Source organism: Motilimonas sp. E26 (assembly GCF_021278025.1).
In the GTDB taxonomy this organism is placed as follows: domain Bacteria; phylum Pseudomonadota; class Gammaproteobacteria; order Enterobacterales; family CBDFNC01; genus Motilimonas.
The window spans coordinates 81,903-102,636 of sequence record NZ_JAIBHJ010000010.1; the positions used below are offsets into that span (position 1 = coordinate 81,903).

The following is a 20,734-nucleotide window of genomic DNA, read 5'->3' on the forward strand; positions in this document are numbered from 1 at the left end:
TAATCCTTGTTTAATACCTCACGTCAGCATTTAACAGGTATTAAACATAAGGAGCAACGCATGAGAGATTTTGACCCGATTTTATCGCTAAATGACGCGAGTGAAATTATAGGCCGAAGCAAGCGCAGTTTATGGCGCTGGTATGCGAAAGATAAAACAATGCCTGAGCCATTAAAGGTGAATGGTCGCGCTGTAGGGTGGCGTAAAAGTACGTTTGAGCAATGGCTTGTTAAGTTAGAAGGGGCGGCTAAATGAGATTCCCTGATAGCATTGTCGCACCAGACAAGGCAATACCTAAACCTAAAGCACAAGCTTATAAATACTTATCGGCGCTTATTAATAACGATGAAGTCAGCGAGCTTGATTTACTCATTATGTTTAAAGGCAGTCAGAGAGCCCCATTACAGAAGTTAGAGGGGGATCGTCATGAATACTGGAACATCATTCCGATAAAGAAAAATGGTGTGATCGTGGCGAGGAAGCTAGACCCTAGGCATAAATCTGGGTGCCCTAATTTGGATGCTGAAGCAAGGCAAGAAAGGAAAGTAGAGCTTAGGGAAGTCAGCCGCAAGCAAGCTGAAAGCGAGTCTAAGCGATTGCCTAAAGCTATAGTTCAATATGAACAGGCGGTGGAGGAGGCCTCCCAACTACCGCTAAGCAAGCAAGCTGAAAGCGAGACTAAGCTATTGCCTAAAGCTATAGTTCAATATGAACAGGCGGTGAAGGAGGCCTCCCAACTACCGCTAATTTAGTAAGGCCGTCCTATTGCTGGTGGTTAGTTTGGCGACCGCCACCAGCCCAAGAAGGATAAGCCAAAGCCAATGGAAAAGCCATCCTAAAACGATGGCTTTTTTTATAAGAACAAATGAGAACTCATTTCGAGGTTTTGTTTTGTGGTTTTACTGGCTTTTTTAGTGCGTTTCAACATGGCCGCATTAAAAGAAACATTACAAGAAGCGAAAGTAACCACTAACACAGAGCACACCTAGTAAGGGGGTTTTTAATATTATCTAAGTAGGCTTTTATCTATGAGATACCTAACCAATAATCCATACATAATGGTTGATGGTCAAACATGGGAAGTGAACACAGGAGACAGGCAGCAATATACTATTTGCCCTCGCCATATCAAGACTATCATCGGCCAACTTAACGCCATGTGTAGCCATCATAGGCGCGTCATGGTGTTGTTTTTTAATTTAAGTATGCCGATTTACACCGAAAATAACAGCGAAGTTTCGGTATTTATAAGCAGTGTGAGGGGGATGCTTCAGCGCGAATACAGCATGAAACGGTTTGGTTATAGTTGGGTTAGAGAGATCGAAAAAGCCAAACAGCAGCATTATCACGTTGCCTTGTTTCTTGATGCTAAGCGCATTCTTTACCCTAGTAGAATATCAGGTTTGTTAAATGCGCTATGGTTGGCGGCGGGTGGCTCATGTTTACAGTGGGTGAACCATTGTTACTTCCATATATTTGGTGATGACTTTCAAGCTAAGCAGCAGGTGATCTATCGGCTATCTTATCAAGCTAAAGGACGTGGTAAGGGCTACAGAGCCAAGCAAGCGAAAGACTACAGCACCAGTCGTTTAAAGCCTCGCGCTTGAGCATAAATAATCTGCCTCGAATCTTTGAGGTGGGTTTTGTCTTAGTTAATCCTAATTTACCCTAACTTATATTAGTTAAGTCTAATATTCGGAAGTCATGGGCAACTTAACAAAACCTGACAAAACACGAATCTTTAGAGTGGTTTTCTCGTTTTAGGCGTCACGGTTATCAAGGGTAGAGAGCAAATGGCCGCTATTGCTTCATAGCAAAATTGGTTGCCCGACAGTCTGAATTATTGATTGAGGCGTTTACAGTAGCCGAATTTGAGCAGTTCCAATCTAGTAGACAAAAGTTATGGTTGGGAGGGGGGCGGTAATAGTTTAGCCCTTAGTTCGAGACTAGCTTGCCCACGCCTTATTTAACTGATCACCTTCTCAAGCTTTTTGGAGTCCATAAAAAGGACACGCTTGTTTCTTACTTGACTAACTACTTGACTAAAAAACGACAAGCATAAAAAAAGGTTAGTAAACACTACGTCTACTAACCTTACTAAATTTGGTGGCCCCTCGCAGACTTGAACTGCGGACCTACCGATTATGAGTCGGGTGCTCTAACCAGCTGAGCTAAGGGGCCTAATTTTATTGTTGCTTTAAAAGGTTTGCAGAAGCGCTAACTCCTGTCTCGACATCCTTATCTTAGTTCAGCCAAATGAGCTGTAAACCTGCAAGATAAAAGGTCTGTTTATTCTTCTTATTAAGCGGGGGAGATTATATATAGCTAGTTAAGCTCTGTCTACTGCTGCAAAATCGTTTGCTGATTTTATAGTCAGTTTAGTGGCTTGACTGCATAAAATTGCTGCAAAGGGTGAATTAAGTTGCTTTTGTTGATGCTGTTTAACAGCCTGTGAAGCGGTTTTTTACAGGAGCAGGCGGGTGAGGTTGCTGGGTTAGTGCCATAGTTTGGCGACTAAATGTTAGGTAAAAAAATACCAGTCATTTGACTGGTATTTTTTATCAATAAAGTAGGTTAGATATTATTCATCTAGGAAGCTGCGCAGTTGTTCGCTGCGGCTTGGGTGGCGTAGCTTACGCAATGCCTTAGCTTCAATTTGACGAATACGCTCGCGCGTTACGTCGAACTGTTTGCCTACTTCTTCTAAGGTATGGTCTGTATTCATGTCGATACCGAAACGCATACGCAGTACTTTAGCTTCACGAGCAGTTAGGCCAGCTAATACGTCGTTAGTCGCATTTTTCAGGCTTTCGCTGGTGGCTGAATCTACCGGTAGGTGGATCGTGGTATCTTCAATAAAGTCACCTAAGTGCGAATCTTCATCATCACCAATTGGTGTTTCCATGGAGATTGGCTCTTTGGCAATTTTCAGCACCTTACGGATCTTGTCTTCTGGCATGATCATGCGTTCAGCCAATTCTTCAGGAGTAGGCTCGCGACCCATCTCTTGTAGCATTTGACGTGAAATACGGTTCAGTTTATTGATGGTTTCAATCATGTGAACCGGAATACGTATGGTACGTGCTTGGTCGGCAATCGAGCGAGTGATTGCTTGGCGGATCCACCAAGTTGCATAAGTTGAGAACTTATAGCCACGACGGTATTCAAACTTATCAACCGCTTTCATTAGGCCGATGTTACCTTCTTGGATTAAATCTAAGAATTGTAGGCCGCGGTTGGTGTATTTTTTCGCAATTGAAATTACCAGACGTAAGTTTGCCTCAACCATTTCTTTTTTAGCACGACGAGCTTTCGCTTCGCCGATGCTCATGCGACGGTTGATGTCTTTAATGTCGGTAATATTCAGGCCTGTTTCTTCTTCAACAGATGCCATTTTAACGATACAACGTAAAATTTCGTCTCTTAGTACTAATAGTGCTGCACTGTGAGGCTTGCCTTCTGCGATGGCGTTTTCTAACCATGAGCGATCGGTTTCATTACCTGGGAAGATGGCAACGAATGACTTTTTCGGCATTTTACATTGGTCTACAACCATTTTAAGGATCAGACGCTCTTGAATGCGTACTCGATCCATCATTGAACGCATGTTGCTTACCATACGGTCAAATTGCTTAGGCACTAGACGGAATTCTTTAAAGACTTCAGCAAGTACGATAATCGCTTCTTTTGATTCTTTACTTTGACGACCTGATTTAGCGATGATAGCTAATAAGTTGTCATGGGCTTCACGCAGAGCGGCAAATTTTTCTTTTGCGACTTCTGGATCGGGGCCTTTATCTGCTTCGTCTTCTTCTTCGTCATCGTCGTCGTCATCTAGGTCTTCATCATCGAGATCTTCATCTGATAATTCTGAACCTATGTGCGTCGCGGTAGGCGCTAAAGACTCTTCTTCGTTTGGATCGATGAAACCTGAGATAATATCACTTAGCTTGATCTCTTCCGCTTCAAAGCGGTCCCATTGCTCAAGTAGGTAGTGAATCGCTTCAGGGTACTCGGAAACCGAAGTCTGAACTTGGTTTATACCTTCTTCAATACGCTTGGCTATGTCAATTTCGCCTTCACGGGTTAACAGTTCAACTGTGCCCATTTCGCGCATGTACATACGTACTGGATCGGTAGTGCGACCTATTTCTGATTCAACCGAGGCGAGGGCTTGTGCTGCTGCTTCAGCGGCGTCCTCATCTGCGGTATCTTCCGAAAGCATAAGATCATCGGCATCAGGTGCGTTTTCTACTACCTGAATACCCATGTCGTTAATCATTTGAATAATATCTTCAATCTGATCAGAGTCGACAATGTCTTGGGGTAAGTGATCATTTACTTCGGCGTAAGTAAGGAAGCCTTGTTCTTTACCTTTGGTAACCAGAAGTTTTAACTGAGACTGAGGGGTTGGCTCCATAGACTCCATCCGATTAGGGGTTAAGGATTGGTGCAAAAATGCAAGGGCGCGATTATAATGCCTTTGCGCTGAATATGCTAGCTAGAAGGTGATAACTTTCTACTTTGAATGAGTTCACTAAGCTGTTTTTTCTCTTCAAGGCTAAGTTGACCCGTTCTTGCTTTGGCTAGCAGTGCTTCTTCTTTTTGTTCGATATAAGTTGAAAGCAATTTATCTAAGGTGTCTAAAAACACCGCTTCAACTTGTGTTGCTTCAATATGATGGTCCCACATGGCTAATTTTGCCAGTTGATTACCTTCTTTTGTGCCTCGCCAGTCTTCAATAAGCTGGCCTGTAGTGATATGGGGCTGCTGCTGACACTTTTCAAGTAGTTGTGCAAAAAGAGTACTGCCCGCTAAGTTTAATTCCAAAATTTCAGGTAGTGGCGGTAATTCAGACGCTAGTTGTGGAAACTGAACCACTAAGGCAACCGCAAGGCGCATCGGCGTTATTTTTTGTTGTGTTGCGCGCACTGTTTTTTTTGTGTTGTCTTTCTCTTCTGACTCTGGCAATAATTTTTCTAATCCGGCTAAGTCGATCGCCAGTAAGTTAGCTAATTTTTCCCGCATCATGTGAGAAAATACGCTACTTGGTAGCTTTGCGATCAATGGCATTGCCAGCTGTGCAAGTTTGGTTTTACCGTCGCGCGAGCCCATGTTCACTTGTTGTAGCAGGTTTTCAAATAAAAACTCTGACAAAGGTGTGGCTTGCTCTAAGCGTTGCTCAAAAGCTTCTTTACCTTCTTGGCGCACCATTGAATCAGGGTCTTCGCCATCGGGTAAAAACATAAATTTTAATGATTTACCATCTTGTAACAAGGGTAGAGCATTTTCTAGTGCCCGCCAAGCTGCCGCGCGACCGGCTCTGTCGCCGTCATAACAACAAATCACTTCGTCGGTGGTGCGAAACAGTGTTTGTAAGTGCTCTGGTGTGGTGCTGGTGCCAAGTGATGCTACCGCATAATCAATACCAAATTGTGCCAGTGCTACAACGTCCATGTAGCCTTCGACCACTAATATTTTTTGTACGTCTTTGTGGGCTTTTTTGACTTCATAAAGGGCATAAAGTTCCCTGCCTTTATGAAAAATCGGGGTTTCTGGTGAGTTTAAGTACTTTGGTGTGCCATCACCTAATACACGTCCACCAAAACCGATGACACGGCCACGGCGATCGCGAATGGGGAACATAATTCGGTCGCGAAAACGGTCGTAGCTACCCCCGTTTTCTTTGGCGATAAGCATGCCGCCTTCAATGAGTTGCTCTTGCGCTTCTTTGCCGATGGCGAAGCGTTTTCTTACTTCATCCCAGCCATCAGGGGCAAAGCCAATGCCGAATTGCTGGCAAACTTCACCGCTTAAGCCACGCCCTTTAAGGTAGTCGATGGCCTTTTGGCTATGGGCTTGACCACGTAGCTGCTGCTGATAGAAGCGGGTAATTTGCTCCATCAATTCGTATAAATCTTTTTTACCTTGAATTTGTGCGGGGGTGGGCGCTGGACCGGCACTTTTTTCACGCGGCACTTCAAGGCCATGCATGCTGGCGATTTCTTCTATGGCATCAGGAAATTCAAGGCCATCATATTCCATAACAAAGCTAATGGCGTTGCCATGCACACCACAACCAAAACAGTGGTAAAACTGTTTACTTTGGCTAACGGTAAAAGAGGGAGATTTTTCGTTATGAAAGGGGCAGCAAGCCTGATAGTTTTGGCCCGCTTTTTTCAGTTTGACTCGGCTGTCGATGAGATCGACGATGTCGGTTCGAGCTAAAAGGTTATCAATAAAATCGCGTGGGATCCTGCCTGACATAAACCCTCTAATAAAGCTTTATTAAAAGCCCTAAAATAAACAAGCCGCACTCTTTCGAAAAAGGCGCGGCTTGTTCAGCTTTCGCGTAAATATGGTTTAAGAAAGGCTGGCTTTTATTTTGCCGCTAACTTGTCCCATATCTGCTCTACCTTGAATCTGGCTTTTTATCGCCGCCATCACTTTGCCCATATCTTGCATTCCCTGAGCACCGGTTGATTCCAGTGCTGCAGCGATAATGCCGTCAACTTCTTCCTCGGTTAGAGGTTGAGGTAAGAATTCTTGTAGAACGTTAAGTTCTTCAGCTTCTTTATCGACAAGGTCTTGACGATCTGCTGCTTCAAACTGCGCGATGGAATCTTTACGTTGTTTAACCATTTTGGTTATAACAGCAATAATGTCATCGTCAGATAACTCAATACGGTTATCGACTTCGCGTTGCTTGATTTCGGCCATCAACATGCGGATTGCGCCCAAACGAACTTTGTCTTTTGCACGCATTGCTGCTTTTTGTTGGTCTTGCAACTTCTCTTTCAAGGTCATTACGAACGCCTTATTAGTAAAGACGAACGCGACGCGCGTTTTCGCGAGCTAGCTTTTTCAAATGACGCTTAACTGCAGAAGCTTTAGCGCGTTTGCGAACTGTAGTAGGTTTTTCGAAATATTCGCGACGGCGAACTTCAGAAAGGATACCTGCTTTTTCGCATGAACGCTTAAAGCGACGTAGTGCTACATCAAACGGTTCGTTTTCACGTACTTTAATTACTGGCATATGCCCATCACCTCAGGGTGTTATGTGAAGCCGGTCGTAGATTGACCAGTCTGTTTAAAAATGGTGCGGAATTTTAATCTGATTAGGGGGCATTTGTAAACCCCGTTTAATTGTCTCTGGTGAAAAAAGCTGATAATAGTTAAACTAGCCGCGCTTTCAGAGGAGTCAATATGCGTATTTTAGGGTTAGAGACATCGTGTGATGAAACCGGTGTGGCCATTTATGATGATGAACAAGGCTTATTAGCTCATCGTTTGTACAGCCAAGTCAAGTTACATGCCGATTATGGTGGTGTGGTACCTGAGTTAGCGTCACGTGATCATGTCAGAAAAACCATTCCTTTGATAAAAGAAGCCTTGGCTGAGGCCAACTGCAGCAAAGAGGATATTGATGGCATAGCGTTTACTGCCGGGCCGGGACTGGTAGGAGCGCTACTCGTGGGCTCAACCATCGGGCGCAGTTTAGCTTACGCTTGGGACGTGCCTGCCGTTGCTGTGCACCATATGGAAGGCCATTTATTAGCGCCGATGCTTGAAGATGATCACCCTGAATTTCCGTTTCTTGCGCTGCTGGTTTCCGGTGGTCATAGCATGATGGTGAATGTGCAAGGCATTGGCGAGTATGAAATATTAGGTGAAAGTGTTGATGATGCTGCCGGTGAAGCCTTTGATAAAACGGCTAAATTAATGGGGTTGGATTATCCTGGCGGCCCGTTGTTGGCAAAACTGGCTGAGCAAGGCACACCTGGGCGATTTAAATTTCCAAGGCCAATGACCGACAAGCCGGGGTTAGATTTTAGCTTTAGTGGTTTAAAAACCTTTGCCGCCAATACCATTCACAGCGAAGGCGATGATGAGCAAACTCGCGCCGATATTGCCTACGCTTTTCAAGATGCCGTGATTGATACTTTAGGCATTAAGTGTCGCCGTGCACTAGACCAAACGGGTCTTAAGTCATTAGTCATAGCGGGCGGTGTCAGTGCGAATAAGCAATTGCGTGCGCAACTTGAAGTGATGATGAAAAAACGTAATGGTCGGGTGTATTATCCACGTCCTGAGTTTTGTACCGATAACGGTGCCATGATTGCTTATGCGGGAATGCAGCGCTTAAAAGCGGGACAAATTGAATCGTTAGGTATTCAAGCTAAGCCGCGTTGGCCAATTGATACTCTTGAGCCGCTTACAAAATAAGTCGCTTAGTCTGCTTTATTAGAAAGATGCTTCAGTTACTCTTGAGCATCTTTTTTTGTTTCTTGCTTACTTTTGTCTGGCGATTTATTCATTGAAAATTTACGCCAAATTTTTAGCTCGGTGCCGTTGTATAAACGAGCAATATTTTCATGATGGCGAAGAATCACTAAGCAACCCAACATGGATACAGGTAAGGTGTATTCCGGCTTAATAAAGTAGGTAAACATCGGCGCTGCAAGGGCCGTAACAATGGCTGCTAACGATGAATAACCACTTAGCGCTACCACTAATAGCCAGCAGCCGACGAGTAATCCGGCCACATCCATACCCAAAGGCAACATTGCCCCCATTGAGGTGGCGACCGCTTTGCCGCCTTTAAAGTGAAAAAAGATCGGGTAAATATGGCCTAAACAGGCTGCGACGCCAACTAAGCCGATGTAAACTGGCTCAAATCCTGCCCAGTAGGCACAGTAAACGGGAATGGTGCCTTTCAATAAGTCAGCAAGTAATACCCAAGCGGCAGCTTGTGGACCGCCTAGCCTAAGTACGTTTGTTGTTCCTGGGTTATTTGAGCCGTGAGCGCGGGGATCGGGCAGTTGTTTCAAGCGACAGATCAACACTGCACTAGAGACTGAGCCTATCAAGTAGGCTAAAAAAATAAAAATAATGACAGTGGCAGTCATAAATTGCTGTTTTTCCTTGTCTGCTTTTGCGCTATTATCGCCGCTCTTTTTATTGCTTACCGATAATACGCTTAATTATTGGGCGACGGTAGCCCTAAACGGGCAAAAAAATCAACCATATCAGGATTGCAAATGGATCGCGTGTTTATTAACTCACTTGAAGTCTTATCAACCATTGGGGTTTATGAATGGGAAAAAACCATTAAGCAGAAGCTGGTATTTGACCTAGTGCTAGCCTTTGATAACCGTCCTGCGGCGGCTAATGATGACATTAATTTAGCGTTAGATTATGCCGTGCTATCGCAACGCGTGGTGGAGTATGCTCAGAACAATGTTTTTGAGTTACTTGAAACTATGGCTGAGCGAGTTGCAGCGTTGATTTTAGATGAGTTTAATGTGCCAGGCTTACAGCTTACTTTGAGTAAGCCGGGGGCGGTAGTGATGGCAGCTAATGTTGGCGTGCAAATTACTCGCGGTGATTTTTATGGCTCGTTTGCGCAAGGCAATCTAGGGTAATGGCACAGATTTATATCAGTGTTGGTTCCAATATTGAGCGAGAGCGCTATATTCAAGCGGGCATCGATGCCATGGCGGCATTATTTGGTCCTTTAACACTTTCATCTGTTTTCGAAAGTGAAGCGGTTGGTTTTAATGGCAGTGCTTTTTATAATTTAGTGGTGGGAGCACAAACCGATCTTAGCGCCCAGCAAGTGGCTTTACACCTTAAAGCCATTGAAGCGAACAATGGCCGTAAGCCTCATTCTCGCAAATTCTCACCGCGAACTTTAGATCTTGATTTACTGCTTTATGATGATTTGATCACCGATGACGGCGTGCAGCTGCCGCGTGATGAAATTCCCCACAATGCTTTTGTTTTATGGCCATTGGCTGAATTAGCGCCAGAGCTGGTTCACCCTGTATTAGGCCAAAGTTACGCATCTCTTTGGCAAGCTTATGATAAATCGTCACAATCTTTGTGCAAAATCCCTTTCATTTGGAATACTTCGTTAAGGAATAACTAGCATGACTCTGCTTGAAATTATCGTTCTGGCAATCGTTCAGGGCTTAACTGAATTTTTACCTATCTCTAGCTCAGCGCATTTAATCTTACCTTCGCAAATTTTAGGTTGGCAAGACCAAGGTTTAGCCTTTGATGTGGCGGTGCACGTTGGCACCTTGATTGCGGTTGTACAATACTTTCGCCGTGAAGTGAGCACCATGGCGGTGGCTTGGACCGGCTCTGTGTTGAAAAAACAGCATAACCAAGACAGTAAATTAGCTTGGTGGATTATTTTAGGCACTATCCCTGCGGGTTTGTTTGGCTTATTTGGTAAAGACTTTATTGAAACGTATTTACGCAGTGGTTATGTCATCGCCACCACCACTATCGTATTTGGTTTGTTGTTATGGTTTGCCGATCGCATCGCGAAACAGCAAGTTACCGAGTATCAATTGGGTTGGAAAACAGTACTAATTATTGGCTTGGCCCAAGCGATGGCGCTCATTCCGGGGACGTCTCGCTCAGGTATTACGATGACTGCAGGCCTGTTTTTAGGTATGACTCGTCAAGCGGCAGCACGCTTTTCATTCTTGTTATCTATTCCATTGATCTTTTTAGCGGGCAGTTATTTAACCTTAAAACTTGCGGTATCGGGTGAAGCGGTTGATTGGTTTTCAATGACGGTGGGTGCAGTATTGGCTTACTTTAGTGCGCTTATCTGTATCACTTTCTTTTTGAAAGTCATTGAGCGTATGGGTATGTTACCTTTCGTGATTTATCGCTTATGCTTAGGTGTGGCACTGTTTGTGGTGTTGTCTTAATATTACTTGGGCGCTAGTCCAAGTTGACTAGCGCAATGTGGTAATGGTTATCCAAGCTGAGCTTCTTTGTTCAGATAAACGCCACTTAGCGCGCATTCTGCTTACCTTGCGTGATAAAGCTATTCAAAGCTTGAATGCGCTCTTTACCTAATTGTTGTTTAATCTCTAGGCCTTTAAATCCCGCCGCCACAATTGGCTTTACATCCACTTGTTGGGCTGCTTGATAGGCTTCAAATAAGTAATCAGCTTCGGCGTAAGGTTTGTCCTCAAAGCCTAATCTTCCGGTTAAATCCGCTTTACAAGTGATTAGTAGTTGCTCAAACCGTTGTGGCTTGCGCCATGCGTCTGCTTGATCAAATAGCTCGAGTATTTGCTCGGCTGTTAAGTCAAACGCGCGGTGCACGGTGCCATGCACTTGGCTCATGATTAACGCTAAATCGCGACAGTCATTAGGCACCTTACAGCGCTGACACATGGCTTTAATCACCGCTAATCCCTTAATGCCATGATGCTTATGACTGGGCCATAAGTCAGGGTCGGTTAAGGCTTTGCCAAAGTCGTGGCATAGGGCGCTAAAACGCACTTCTAAATCTGGTGAGAGCAGTGCCGCTTGCTCTATTACCATTAACGTGTGTACCCCGGTATCTATTTCTGGGTGCCATTTTTTCGGGCCAGGCACGCCGAATAAATTATTAAGCTCTGGCAGTAAGATTGGCAGGGCTTGGCAATCTTTTAAAACCTGAAAAAACACTTGCGGAGAGTCGCTAAGCAAGGCGCCAGACATTTCTTGCCAGACGCGCTCTGGGGTGAGGTGCTCCAGCTCACCGTTAAGGCTTAGTTGCGTCATGAGGGCTAAGGTTTCGGCTGCAATGGTAAAGCCTAGCTTATGATAACGGGCGGCAAAGCGAGCGACACGCAGCACTCGCAGGGGGTCTTCGCTAAAAGCAGGAGAAATATGGCGTAAAATTTTATCGTTAAGATCCCTTTGGCCATTGTAGGGATCATGAATTTGGCCATTTTCATCTTGCGCCATGGCATTGATGGTTAAATCGCGGCGCAGTAAGTCTTGCTCTAAAGTCACGTCTTGCGCGAAGTAGCAGGCAAAACCTGTGTAACCCGCGCCCGTTTTACGTTCAGTGCGGGCAAGGGCATATTCTTGCTTGGTTTTTGGATGTAGGAATACTGGAAAGTCTTTACCTACTTGCTGATAACCAGATGCGATCATTTGTTCTGGGGTTGCACCAACCACCACGTAATCTCGGTCTTTTACTTTTAAGTTCAAAAGGCTATCGCGAACCGCGCCGCCAACAAGATATATTTGCACAAGCCATCCTCATTGCTCAAGTTCTCTGATTATACCCAATCAACCTGAAGATGCTTGGTTTCAGTAAGATTTTACACGCGTTTAGGCAAGGCATTGATTGCAGGTAATGCCTTCCCCCTTATCAAAATCAATAACACAGCATAAGCGCGTGTAAAACTTACCCACTGGGAGCCCGCCGTGTTTCCCTGATTTAAAATCCAGCGTGTTGTTACGCTCATTTAACAGGCGCCTACATTCCTGTATGAGGGAGCCTAATATTGAAAACACGGCGGCGCTCTGAAACATGCATCCTCAAGTTGATTGGGTATGTACCCAATTGTGCTCAGGTATGAGTACATGTCTTACAGTTGCTAGATTAGCTTGGCGTATTCAGATGGGAGTTTGTTACTGCAAAGATAATTTTTCCATTTTTCGACTGCAAGCTCGAGGAGAAGTCGGAAAAGATATGCGCCTCTGCGCAAAACTGAAATTCTCTGCCTGCTTCGTTTTGGTAAAATCGCCCGCTCTGCTATAGTGGGCGTCCACTGGATGGATGCAGCTAGACTATGTACACAGAGTTTTTTGGATTAAGAGAAAGTCCCTTTTCAATCGCCCCTGACCCAGATTATCTTTATTTGAGTGATCGGCATAAAGAAGCGTTAGCGCATTTAATGTATGGATTAAATGGCGGCGGTGGTGGGTTTATCTTGTTAACGGGTGAAGTTGGCACTGGTAAAACAACAGTTTGTCGCTCTTTGTTGCAAGAGCTACCGGATCGCACTGAGCTGGCGTTTATACTCAACCCTGCGTTAACAGAGCTTGAGCTGTTGGCGACTATTTGTGATGAGTTTTCGATTGAATACGACCACAACGCGCCAAGTTTAAAGCATTTATTTGATGTGATTGCGGCCTTCTTACTCAGCAATCACCAACAGAATATGAATTCTGTTCTACTGATTGACGAGGCTCAGTTACTTAACCCCAATGTATTAGAGCAGCTTAGGTTGCTAACTAACCTCGAAACTGACCGTAAAAAACTATTACAAATTATTTTGATCGGTCAGCCCGAGCTGCAACAGCTGCTGAAAAAAGACGAATTGCGCCAATTAGCGCAGCGGATCACCGCGCGTTATCATTTGTTGCCGTTGAATATGATCGAAGTGTGTAATTACATCCGTCATCGCTTGCAAGTGGCGGGTTGTCAGTTACCCATCTTTAGTAAATCCAGCCTCAAAGAAATTCATCGTCAAAGTGGCGGTGTACCAAGGCTGATCAATTTAATTTGTGACCGGGCATTGTTAGCCGCTTTTGCTAATAGTGATCATACTATTACACCACTATTGATTAAGTCGGTTGCTAATGAAGTGCGTGGCGATGGCGCGGTAGAAAGCTTGAACGCTCGGCCATTTATTTATGGTGCCATTGCGCTGTCGGCTGTTTTATTGGGCGTATTAACGCTGCCTTACATGTCTGGCCCTGCCAATGTCAGTGAGGATGAGTTATTAGCTGTGGTGACGGGCGAGATAAGCCCCGCACCAGAGCTAATCGAAAATGTTGATGATGTGGTGGCTCAAGCGCTAGCGCAAGGGCAATTGAATGCGCAAGAGACTGAGCAAGAGGAAGAACAAGAAACCGAGCTTGATGGTGACGCAGAGCCAACCCAAATAGTGGCAACCGTTAATAATACCATTAGCATGGCGTCTGAAACGGTTGCGTCAAAGAAACCGGCTAAAGCAGGCGTTGATCAAACGCCAAATGACTTAAAAATTCAGCGCCGATTAGAAAAAGTGGTGGTGGATAGTCGCGAGCCCGAGGCCGCGATGCAGAACCTGTATAAAGTGTGGGGTTACGAAGTACCGTTACAGCAGGCTACCTGTGAGCGCGCGCGAGCGGCTGGCTTACATTGCTTAAACAGTAACGGCAGTATTCGTACCTTAAAAGAGATGAACCATCCCGCAGTGGTTAAGATGTATGATAAACGTAACGACGTCTATTTTGCCACCTTGATTGCGCGAGATGAAAAAGGCTTTGAATTATTGATAAACACGCGCCGAGTTAAGGTGAGTGAGTCGTGGTTTAACGCCCATTGGAGTGGGGCTTACACCTTGTTCTGGCAAGCGCCGACTGGTTACGAGAAAGCCATTGGCTTTGGCGCCAGAGGGGCTGCGGTGCAATGGTTAGATGATAGTTTAGCAAGTGTGCTAGGCCATTCAATGCGTAATGCTCGTGAGTTTGATTATGAACTACAAGATAGAGTGATGCGGTTTCAAGATCAACATCACCTTGAAGCGGATGGAATAGCAGGAGTGCAAACTATTCTTAGGTTGAACTTAGCGGTGAATAATACAATGCCGAAACTTAAGGTCGAGGGATGAGATGTCAACTATTCTCAATGCGCTAAAAAAATCTGAAGAGTTGCGCAATACTAAAATTCCAACGCAATCTCTTGCCAGTAATCATTATCAATATCCGGTAGCTGAAGAGACGCAGGCGCCTGTTTGGCCATATGTTGCGATTGCAGTGTTAAGTACTAGCTTAGTATGTGGTGGTCTTTTTTGGTATCTAAGTCCATCAACACCGGTTTCAACGACTGCTGTAGAAGATTTTACCGTGGTACAAGGGGCGAATGCCCCGTCAACGGCAACGCTGAAAAGCAAGCCTGCTTCGATTGATGAAATGGTCACTAGCACTGCTGTGGTAGAGCAAAGCGCACCTATATTAGAAACAGTGCAAGTGTTGCAAGAACAAGAAACGGTTGTCGCGCAAAAAGCGCAAAGTGATATTGAGTTTCTGCCGGCAAAAGAATTCAAAACAGTTCCGTTGCCAGTTCATGTAACGAGCCAAAAATCGCAAGCTCCGGTTGCAAAAGTAAAACCACAAACAAATAATCAAGTGGCAGACGATCCTTTAGCCGATTTAGACCTATCTAACACTTCGCCTGAGCTTGCAGCAAAAATTCGTTTAGCATTAGGCAATGAACCCGAGGCACAAGAACAACCCGTTGAGTCCAGTGACAGCATGGATTATTCAGACGTGCCAGATAACCTTGCTGAAAAATTTAAACGGGCGCTTGCTGCAGACACGCCGTTGCCTGTTGAGCAGCCAAAACCGCCTGCATCAGCTATTCCTATTGGTAACTTACCGAAAGACATTCAAGCTAAAATTCCAACATTTGCTTACAATTCTCATGTTTATTCAAGTTTAGTTGAGAAGCGTTCGGTGAGATTTAATGGCACGGAATTTAAGGAAGGGGACAGTGTATTTACGCCAGATCTTACCTTACTAGAAATTCGCCCTGATGATGTGATTATGCGCTACGACAATCAAAGCTTCAGTATTGTCTCAATGCAAGATTGGAAAGGGTATTAGGCGGGAGCTTAGCGTTTCGTTAGTGGATTTTTTAATCATACTAAAAACTAAAAAGCGGCTTAGATAGCCGCTTTTTTTTGCATGTAATCAGGTCCAGTGTGGATCTTTCTTTCTTCTACGTGGTAAGAAAGGAATGATTAAACCGAGAAAAATCCCCGCCCCTAATACAGCGCCACCACGAATAAGCCACTGCATCTGTACGTCTTCGCTTTGATTATTTAAACGAGTTTGCAAGGTTTCATTACTCAGCTTCAAGCTGTCTATTTCTTGGGTGAGTAGGTCTTTTTCGGCAATTAAGTTAGTAATTTGCACACCTTGCTCTTCAATAGTGTGTGCTTTATCAAGTAGCACTTGATTATTGCTTTGCTCAATTTCAGCTAATACTTGCTTGGTCTCTTCCAACTCTTGCTGAATTAGTGGCAGTTGAGTTAAGGCGGGTGGGGTTTCACTGATGTAATTGGTATCAACCCAACCGATCCTGCCCCGATCATCTTCGATTTGAGCAAAACCCGCTTCTTTGTCCCATTGTTTTACATCAACAGGGGTGCCCGCATTAACGCTACCCATAATACGAAATTGAGTGCTAGGGCCGGAATGAATATAAATAAAAAGATTGTCATCGATGTAGCGTACGGCAGCTTGCGCTGGCGCTATACTAGACAAAGAAAAAATGCTTAACAAAGTGATAATAAATTTCACGTATTGGCTCTCACCGTTGCAAAAGAAGTAGATAATAAGTTTAAGAATTTAAGCCATGATAACAAGTCGAAAGAATGGAAACTGGCTATTTATTCTCATTGTTTATACTTTTTTTGGATAAACAAAAAAGCGCCCGTAGGCGCTTTAACTATATTCAATACGGTTAGGCGATAAACATACCACGTAACATGTAAAAGAACATAATAGATAGGAAGGCTCCAATTGGCAGGGTAATGACCCAAGACACCACAATACTGCGAACCACACCAAGGTTTAGTGCCGCAATACCACGAGCCATACCAACGCCCAATACCGCACCAACTAATGTTTGCGTCGTTGAAATTGGTAAGCCAGTACCTGAAGCAATCACCACTGTAGTGGCTGCGGCTAATTCTGCAGCAAAACCACGACTTGGTGTTAAATGGGTAATGCCGTTACCAATCGTTGCAATAACGCGCTTACCAAAAATGGCCAAGCCTAATACGATACCAATACCACCAAGAGGTAAGATCCACCACGCTAATGGTGCCTTGCTTGCTATTTCGCCATTGTTGCCAACAATGCTAACCACAGCGGCTAACGGACCAATTGCATTGGCTACATCGTTTGAGCCGTGGGCAAATGCCATCGCACAAGCGGTAATAACCATTAAAATAGCAAATACTTTTTCTACGTTGGTGTAGTGCATTTTTTTATCGGCTTTGGGGTCAATATTAATGCGGCTAATAAAGTATTTACCGACTAAAGCGACGATAACACCGACAATAATTGCAAGGCCGTAGGCTTCCAAAGTTTCAAAATGAAGACCAACATGCTTCAAGCCTTTTTTGATGGTCACAAGTGACATCATAAAGCCTGCTAAGAACATGTATAAAGGTACATAGCGTTTGGCATTGCGTAGTGGGTCGTCGGTGTTGAAAATGAGCCTTTGCGCACTCATAAAAATAGCATAAGCGATTAAGCCTGCTATCAAGGGCGTTACAATCCAGCTACCAACAATGCCACCAACTTTACCCCACGACACGATGTCGGGGCTAACCCCCACTGCTGCGAAACCAACTATGGCACCGATAATAGAGTGGGTAGTTGAAACTGGCCAACCACAGTAAGAGGCGATAAGTAGCCACAAACCTGCGGCTAAAAGCGCCGATATCATACCAAACACCAATAAATCAGGATGCTCAACAAACGCCGCCGAATCGATAATGCCTTTACGAATGGTCGACGTTACCTCGCCACCCGCTAAATAAGCGCCAGCAAACTCGAAAATCATCGCTATGATGACCGCTTGTTTGATGGTTAGTGCTTTGGACCCGACAGAGGTGCCCATGGCGTTTGCCACGTCGTTGGCACCAATACCCCAAGCCATAAAAAAGCCAAAAATGGCCGCTAGTACGACCAGTGTTGTGCCGTAAGTGCTTATTATTTCCATAATATTACTACTCTTTGAAAACTTATGAACGAGCTAGCATTAGCTCTAAGCGCGCACCAACACGCTCCGCTTGATCGGCAAGATCACCCACCCATTCTAAAATCTGATACAAAAACATCATATCAATAGGGTTGTATTGGGCTTCTACTTGTTGAAAATGACGGCGTAACTTAACTTGTAGGCGATCCGTATCGTCTTCGATTTCATCTAAACGGTGGATCATTTCTTCAACGAGTTCTACTTCACGGCCTTTAAAGCCTGTTTCAAGTAACTCATCTAACTCATTGATGGCTTTTTTGGCTTGATTAGTTGCATCGATACAACGCTTCACATAAGCCATAAAGTCCACCTGCGTATCAGCTGGTAGCGTCAGCTGCCTGCCTAATATGCGACCAGAAATATCTTTTGCTTTATTGGCAATTTTGTCTTGTTGGGTGAGTAACTCCAACATGTCGGTGCGTTCAACCGGCATAAAAATTCCACGAGGAAGTTTCAGACGAATCTCTCGTTTGAGGTCATCGGCTTGTTTTTCCGCTTGTGAAATTTCAGCTCGTCGTCGCTCTGCTTCTTCCCAGTCATTAACGTTAACCGCTTCAAAAAAAGGAATGAGAAGTTTACAACAGTGATGAACTTTGTTGATATGCTCTTGTAGAGGCTTGATTGGGGACTTTGCAAATAGTCCTAGTATTGTATTTACTGGCATAGCCAATTACCTGTTCTCGGTGAAAAAACACACGATGGATAGATTGGAGCGCATGTTAACGTAAGTTGGCTGGCATGAAAACAGCTAAACCACGTAAATACCCGTTAAAGTCAATTTTTGTATAGAATCATAATTAGTTCATTGGCGTTCAATTAAAGTGAAACACTTATAAATCATATGGATACTGAAGTTGAAATAAAGTTTTTTGTCTCTCGTAAAGCTGGCGAAAAACTACCGGAGTTGCTGAAAAACTACCAAATTTGTACTCAAAATGAGCATGATTTACAAAACGTTTATTTTGATACCAGTGAACGTTTGTTAAAAAAACGTGGAATTGGTTTAAGAGTGCGCAGTCACGATGGTAAAAATGAGCAAACCATAAAGTTGCAAGGCTCAGTGGTTGGAGGGCTGCATCAGCGACCAGAATACAATGAACCTATTGCTGGTATTCAGCCTGAATTGGCGAGATTCAAAGGGGACATTTGGCCAGAAGATTTATCCCTTAGTGATATACAACAAGCATTGATCCCTATTTTTAGTAATGACTTTACACGGCAAACTTGGGTGGTTGATATTAATGGTGAAGGACTCGTTGAAGTTGCTTTTGACCTAGGTGAAATTCACAGTAAAGGGCAAACGGAAAGAATTTGTGAAATCGAATTAGAGTTGCTGAAAGGTCATGAAGGTCTGTTGTTTCAACTTGGGCAGGATATTGCAACCTTACCCGGCGCCAGATTAGTCAATGTAAGCAAAGCGCAGCGTGGCTTTGCGCTCGCCAGTGGCGATATCCCTCCACCAGTCGCGTTATCTTTTGCCCCGATCGCGTCTACGAGCACTGTTTTTACGGGCTTACAGCAAGTTTTTAGTTTTGCTTTGCAGTATTGGCAATATCACGAGCACCTTTATCTTCAACATCAAATGCCTGCATTATCCAATATGCGCGATGGGGTTCATTTAATGCATCAAGGCTTGCTGTTATTTTCGCCATATTTACCGAAAGCGCTGCGCGTAACTTGGTTGGCTGATTTAAATTGGTTGAGTAGTAAGCTTAAGTGTATGGATCGTTATTACGCCTTATCGAACCTAACGGCTGATAAGGGTAGTTATATTAAGAAGTTAGAAAAAATTAAGCCGTTGCGCCAGCAGTTGAAGGCGGAATTAAAATCGTTACCGCATTACAAGCAAATGAAGCGACTGTTTACCAGTGAGCGTTATTGCAAATTAGTACTGAATATCTCGGCATGGTTAGTTGGTTTATCAAAAATGACGCCCCCAGCAGAGCATCCCACGATGGCTGAATTTGCTAAGCAAGCGTTAGATAATAGTTGGCAGGAATTACAAAGCTCACCTTTGGTACAAGCATCAGAGCTTAGTAGTTCTCAATATATCGCTCTACAAGGGTTATTAAGTCGAAATTTAATGGTTGGTTTGTGTTTGGGAGGCGATTCTGAGCCACAAAGACGAGATGATTTTCGTTTTCCTTGGCTTGATATTTTACAGGGTATGGAAGAGCTTAAATCTCTTAAACCTATTTATGACTACCTCGAAACAGAACAAGATGAAGAAGCACAAGAAAAGATCCTAAAATGGCTTAAGCGAAAAGAGGGGTCTTTGTTGCTGGCCATAGAGCAATCTCGTCAACAAGCACTTATTCATCCTATCTATTGGTAATCGTTAATCTGGCTTTTTACTTGAGCCAGTCGTTTGTTGTTGCTGAAGTTTGGCTACTTCTTCCCTTAGCTGCTGAATTTCATGCAACAAGTGATAGTTATGAACTTCATTTTCATACTTGTTAGTTGGCGCAAGAAATGATGCCATTAAGCCTGTTACTGCTGCGAATGTTCCCACCCCACAGACGATAAGTCCCATGGCGACTGTTCTACCCCATTCTGTTACTGGGTAGTGGTCGCCATACCCCACTGTTGATACTGTTACCACTGTCCACCAAAATGCATCCCCAGCGGTTTTAATGTTGCCATCTGGCGCAGTTGATTCGAGCATTAATATAGTGGTTGAGCCTGCGACCAGTAGGATCACGAGTAATAAAATAACTGAGGCGATGGTCGTCTCTTGATAATGGCTCTTTAGGTGGTGTAATAAGTTGGGCTTATGTTGCAGCAAGCGAGCTATACGTACAATTTGTAGTAAGCGGGCATAGCGTAAGTGTTCTGTCATCGGGATTGACGCTAAAAAGTCAATCCAATGTATTTTTAGATATTGTTTTTTGTCATCGGCTTTTAAAAAACCATAGCTTAAATGTGCCAGTAGTACATAGCAGATACTATTATCTAAATTATAAAATAGAGTTGATGTTTCCTGGTCTAGGTCAAAGGTCATTCGCAGCAGCACTAAGGTAATAGTGACTAAAGATAAAATCATCATGGCGATGTCTAAGGGGCCGACTGATTTTGTTTTCGTGGGGCTCGAATTAATCTTTTTTTTAACCTAGTTCTAAAGTATGGATATTCTTGGTCGATTAGTTTACAGACTTCAAGTAG

The 20,734-nt window shown here is 44.0% G+C and carries 20 protein-coding genes and 1 tRNA gene; 10 read left to right on the top strand and 11 right to left on the bottom strand.

What is annotated here, in order from left to right:
• Positions 1-60 precede the first annotated feature (60 nt).
• From K1M91_RS10650 to K1M91_RS10660, 3 genes are all read left to right on the top strand, one after another.
• Entirely contained in the window at positions 61-255 is a 195-nt protein-coding gene (locus K1M91_RS10650) for an AlpA family phage regulatory protein (protein ID WP_232801740.1), read from the top strand.
• Positions 252-752: a hypothetical protein gene (locus K1M91_RS10655; protein WP_232801741.1), complete on the top strand. Its 501-nt coding sequence runs from the start codon at positions 252-254 to the stop codon at positions 750-752. Before K1M91_RS10650 ends, K1M91_RS10655 begins: the two co-directional genes overlap by 4 nt.
• A 276-nt stretch (positions 753-1,028) precedes the next feature.
• Positions 1,029-1,607, top strand: coding sequence for an inovirus-type Gp2 protein (locus K1M91_RS10660; RefSeq protein ID WP_232801742.1), 579 nt, complete (start codon positions 1,029-1,031; stop codon positions 1,605-1,607).
• 497 nt (positions 1,608-2,104) lie between these two features.
• On the opposite strand, the gene K1M91_RS10665 is transcribed toward K1M91_RS10660, so the two are convergent.
• The 5 genes from K1M91_RS10665 to rpsU all read right to left on the bottom strand — a co-directional run bounded on the left by K1M91_RS10665 (position 2,105) and on the right by rpsU (position 7,036).
• Positions 2,105-2,181 (bottom strand) — tRNA-Ile (locus K1M91_RS10665).
• Between the two features lie 400 nt (positions 2,182-2,581).
• On the bottom strand, positions 2,582-4,429 hold the full coding sequence (rpoD, locus tag K1M91_RS10670) for an RNA polymerase sigma factor RpoD (RefSeq protein WP_282561128.1): 1,848 nt from the start codon (positions 4,427-4,429) through the stop codon (positions 2,582-2,584).
• Positions 4,430-4,497: 68 nt separating this feature from the next.
• A complete protein-coding gene (dnaG, locus tag K1M91_RS10675; RefSeq protein ID WP_232801744.1) occupies positions 4,498-6,267 on the bottom strand; it encodes a DNA primase in 1,770 nt (589 codons plus the stop codon).
• Positions 6,268-6,363: 96 nt separating this feature from the next.
• A complete protein-coding gene (locus K1M91_RS10680) occupies positions 6,364-6,807 on the bottom strand; it encodes a GatB/YqeY domain-containing protein (protein WP_232801745.1) in 444 nt (147 codons plus the stop codon).
• 13 nt (positions 6,808-6,820) lie between these two features.
• Positions 6,821-7,036 (bottom strand): 30S ribosomal protein S21, encoded by a 216-nt coding sequence (gene rpsU, locus K1M91_RS10685; RefSeq protein ID WP_119912023.1) that lies wholly within the window; start codon positions 7,034-7,036, stop codon positions 6,821-6,823.
• A gap of 170 nt (positions 7,037-7,206) precedes the next feature.
• Between rpsU and tsaD the strand changes: the two genes are divergently transcribed.
• The gene (gene tsaD / locus K1M91_RS10690) at positions 7,207-8,226 is read left to right on the top strand and encodes a tRNA (adenosine(37)-N6)-threonylcarbamoyltransferase complex transferase subunit TsaD (RefSeq protein ID WP_232801746.1); all 1,020 of its coding nucleotides are present in this window, start codon (positions 7,207-7,209) and stop codon (positions 8,224-8,226) included.
• A 35-nt stretch (positions 8,227-8,261) separates the two neighbouring features.
• Here tsaD and plsY read toward each other — a convergent pair whose 3' ends face one another.
• Positions 8,262-8,909 (bottom strand): glycerol-3-phosphate 1-O-acyltransferase PlsY, encoded by a 648-nt coding sequence (gene plsY / locus K1M91_RS10695; RefSeq protein ID WP_232801747.1) that lies wholly within the window; start codon positions 8,907-8,909, stop codon positions 8,262-8,264.
• Positions 8,910-9,041: 132 nt separating this feature from the next.
• On the opposite strand from plsY, the gene folB reads away from it, so the two are divergent.
• Genes folB through K1M91_RS10710 form a run of 3 tightly spaced genes read left to right on the top strand, consistent with a single transcriptional unit; the run spans position 9,042 to position 10,730 of the window.
• On the top strand, positions 9,042-9,425 hold the full coding sequence (gene folB, locus K1M91_RS10700; RefSeq protein ID WP_232801748.1) for a dihydroneopterin aldolase: 384 nt from the start codon (positions 9,042-9,044) through the stop codon (positions 9,423-9,425).
• Entirely contained in the window at positions 9,425-9,931 is a 507-nt protein-coding gene (gene folK / locus K1M91_RS10705; RefSeq protein ID WP_232801749.1) for a 2-amino-4-hydroxy-6-hydroxymethyldihydropteridine diphosphokinase, read from the top strand. Before folB ends, folK begins: the two co-directional genes overlap by 1 nt.
• 1 nt (position 9,932) lies before the next feature.
• A complete protein-coding gene (locus K1M91_RS10710) occupies positions 9,933-10,730 on the top strand; it encodes an undecaprenyl-diphosphate phosphatase (RefSeq protein ID WP_232801750.1) in 798 nt (265 codons plus the stop codon).
• An 85-nt stretch (positions 10,731-10,815) separates the two neighbouring features.
• On the opposite strand, the gene K1M91_RS10715 is transcribed toward K1M91_RS10710, so the two are convergent.
• Complete coding sequence (locus K1M91_RS10715) at positions 10,816-12,054, bottom strand: multifunctional CCA addition/repair protein (protein WP_232801751.1); 1,239 nt, start codon at positions 12,052-12,054, stop codon at positions 10,816-10,818.
• 545 nt (positions 12,055-12,599) lie between these two features.
• On the opposite strand from K1M91_RS10715, the gene K1M91_RS21405 reads away from it, so the two are divergent.
• Together K1M91_RS21405 and K1M91_RS10725 are read left to right on the top strand one after the other, a co-directional pair.
• Positions 12,600-14,408, top strand: coding sequence for an ExeA family protein (locus K1M91_RS21405; RefSeq protein WP_282561127.1), 1,809 nt, complete (start codon positions 12,600-12,602; stop codon positions 14,406-14,408).
• 1 nt (position 14,409) lies between these two features.
• A complete protein-coding gene (locus K1M91_RS10725) occupies positions 14,410-15,402 on the top strand; it encodes a general secretion pathway protein GspB (protein ID WP_232801752.1) in 993 nt (330 codons plus the stop codon).
• Positions 15,403-15,489: 87 nt separating this feature from the next.
• On the opposite strand, the gene K1M91_RS10730 is transcribed toward K1M91_RS10725, so the two are convergent.
• The 3 genes from K1M91_RS10730 to K1M91_RS10740 all read right to left on the bottom strand — a co-directional run bounded on the left by K1M91_RS10730 (position 15,490) and on the right by K1M91_RS10740 (position 18,236).
• Positions 15,490-16,101 carry a TIGR04211 family SH3 domain-containing protein gene (locus tag K1M91_RS10730; protein ID WP_232801753.1) on the bottom strand — a complete coding sequence of 204 codons (612 nt, stop codon included), beginning with the start codon at positions 16,099-16,101 and terminating at the stop codon, positions 15,490-15,492.
• Between the two features lie 163 nt (positions 16,102-16,264).
• Positions 16,265-17,533: an inorganic phosphate transporter gene (locus K1M91_RS10735; protein WP_232801754.1), complete on the bottom strand. Its 1,269-nt coding sequence runs from the start codon at positions 17,531-17,533 to the stop codon at positions 16,265-16,267.
• A gap of 22 nt (positions 17,534-17,555) precedes the next feature.
• A complete protein-coding gene (locus K1M91_RS10740) occupies positions 17,556-18,236 on the bottom strand; it encodes a TIGR00153 family protein (RefSeq protein WP_232801755.1) in 681 nt (226 codons plus the stop codon).
• A gap of 177 nt (positions 18,237-18,413) precedes the next feature.
• Here K1M91_RS10740 and K1M91_RS10745 point away from each other — a divergent pair, with 177 nt between their 5' ends.
• Positions 18,414-19,907, top strand: a complete 1,494-nt coding sequence (locus K1M91_RS10745; RefSeq protein ID WP_232801756.1) for a CYTH and CHAD domain-containing protein — start codon at positions 18,414-18,416, stop codon at positions 19,905-19,907.
• A gap of 3 nt (positions 19,908-19,910) precedes the next feature.
• Here K1M91_RS10745 and K1M91_RS10750 read toward each other — a convergent pair whose 3' ends face one another.
• Complete coding sequence (locus K1M91_RS10750; RefSeq protein WP_232801757.1) at positions 19,911-20,618, bottom strand: potassium channel family protein; 708 nt, start codon at positions 20,616-20,618, stop codon at positions 19,911-19,913.
• Between the last annotated feature and the right edge of the window lie 116 nt (positions 20,619-20,734).